Source organism: Streptomyces sp. NPDC052042 (assembly GCF_044548345.1).
Classification (GTDB): Bacteria; Actinomycetota; Actinomycetes; order Streptomycetales; family Streptomycetaceae; genus Streptomyces.
In genome coordinates, this window is the sequence record NZ_JBIUBU010000079.1 from 1 (window position 1) to 2,185 (window position 2,185).

General features: G+C 72.2%; 1 protein-coding gene. It reads right to left on the reverse strand.

Translation table 11 applies throughout. The features are described from left to right. Positions 1-135: 135 nt before the first annotated feature. The gene (locus ACIHCL_RS36930; RefSeq protein WP_399868930.1) at positions 136-1,731 is read right to left on the reverse strand and encodes an ABC-F family ATP-binding cassette domain-containing protein; all 1,596 of its coding nucleotides are present in this window, start codon (positions 1,729-1,731) and stop codon (positions 136-138) included. Positions 1,732-2,185 lie beyond the last annotated feature (454 nt).

Sequence of the window (2,185 nt, forward strand, 5' to 3'; positions counted from 1 at the left end):
CGACCTCCAGCAGCAGCCTCAGACGGTCTTCGTGCAGTTCCTGCTGAGTGTCCGGGGCCGCGGGCCCGGCTGGCAGAGGCCGACCGGGCCGGGGCGTGTCCGAGAGCCGGACAGGTGGCACCTGGGCAGGAGCGTTCACTCCTGCTTCGATCCGGCCAGCTCCAGACGGGGCCAGCCGGCCAGGTCGGTGAGCATCTGCCGGTCGTGGGTGGCGACCACGACCGCGCAGGCCGTGGTGGTCAGTGCCTGGGTGAGCTCGTCGACCAGGGAGGCGGACAGGTGGTTGGTGAGCTCGTCGAGCATGAGCAGGTCGGGCTGCTCGGCCAGGCACATCGCCAGGTGCAGGCGCCGCTGCTGGCCCTGGGACATGCGTCCCACCGGGGTGCGCAACGTGATCGCGGCCAGCAGGCCCAGCCCGCTGAGCGAGGGCGCATGCCCCTTCAGGCCTCGGGACTGGAGCCGGTCCACGTGCGCCTGGTAGGCCCGGTAGGCGGTGTGCTCCGGGTTCCAGGCGGGAACCTCCTGGGACAGCAGGACCACCCGCGCGTCGTGGTGGACCTGCAGGCTGCCCCCGGTGAGGCGCACCTGCCCGGCCAGCACGCCCAGGAGGGTGGACTTGCCCGCCCCGTTCGGGCCGGTCAGCAGCAGCCGGTCACCACCGCTGATCGTCACCTCGACCGGCTGGCGCAGCCGTCCGGAGACCGTGAGGTCCTGCCCGTGCAGAACCGGACGTCCGGCCCGGTTTCGCAGGTCGGGCCAGGACAGGCTCCGGGGCGGCTCGGGCACGGTGATGCGGTGCTGCTCAAGGTCTTTCACGCGCCGGTTGAAGGTCTGCACGACCCCGGCGGCACGGGTGGCGCGCTGGTGCTTGCCGGTGCCCTTGTCCGGGCGCCAGCCGGTCTGCAGGCGCCCGCGGGCCTCCTCGGCGGCCCGGGTCAGATGGGCGTGCTCGGCCTGCTGGGCGGCGTGCTCCTGCTCCCACCGCTCCCGCTCCCGACGACGGCCCTCGACCCAGCCGTCGTACCCGCCCGCGTACAGGCGGGGCAGACCGTCCCGACTCGGGTCCAGGTCCAGGAAGGTCGTGGCGACCTCGCGCAGCAGCGCCCGGTCGTGGCTGACCACGGCCACGCCTCCGGGGTGCTCACGCAGCCTGCGTGCCAGGAAACCCAGGGCGGCGGCGTCCAAGTGGTTGGTGGGTTCGTCCAGCAGCAGCAGATCGGTGCTCGAGCCCAGCACGACCGCCAGGCGCACCCGGTAGCGCTGCCCGGCCGACAAGGTCGCCAGGCGCCGGTCACGGTCGGTGCAGGCCCCCAGACCTTCCAGGGCGACGTCGACGCGCCGCTCGGCGTCCCAGGCGTCCAGCGCGGTGGCGACCTCCAAGGCCTGGGCGTAGGCGTCCTCCGCACCGGGTTCACCCTGGGCAAGGGCCTCGGTCGCGGCCTCCAGCAGGTCCAGGGCGGTCAGGGAGTCCCCGACGGCTTCCTTGACCAGATCACCGACGGTGCGCTCGTCCTCGACGTGCAGGGTCTGCTCGACCAGCACCAGGGTCCCGGTACGTGAGACCGTGCCCGCGTCGGGCGTCAGAGTGCCGGCCAGCACGTGCAGCAGGGTCGTCTTGCCCCGTCCGTTCTCGCCGACGATGGCCAGACGAGAACCGGCCGAGACCGTCACGTCGGCGCCGGACAGGACCGTGCGCCCTCCCAGACGGACCACGACCCCCTCGGCGCGCACGTGCGCAGCAGCGCCAGCAGGAAGATCCCGAGGCAGGGCAGAAACAGGGGAAGAGGAAGTAGTACGAAGCATGCGTGTTCTCTCAGCTCGTCATGGAGCCGGGCAGCACGCGGGGCCACCCGGCACAAGGCCAGGACGGCGGGCGAGAAATCAGTCGGGTTCGGCCGCCGTCAGCGGCAGAACCAGGGCTTCATACAGAAAGACATGCCCCGCAGTCTACGGACAGGCCCCGAGCAGGAGCGAGGGAATTAACCGGGGCGTGACCCAGCTCATGTGCCCCCACGGATCTCCAGGAACGGCGACGGCGCACCTTCCCGCGCCGGGAAGGTGCGCCGTTTCCGGACCGGGCGGGGCATCAGGCCTCGGGGTTCAGCATCGCCGCCGCGGTGGCCAGGTCGGTCTCGGCGCCGGTGGTCAGCGCGTACAGGGCGTACCCGATCGGGGAGGCGTCCCA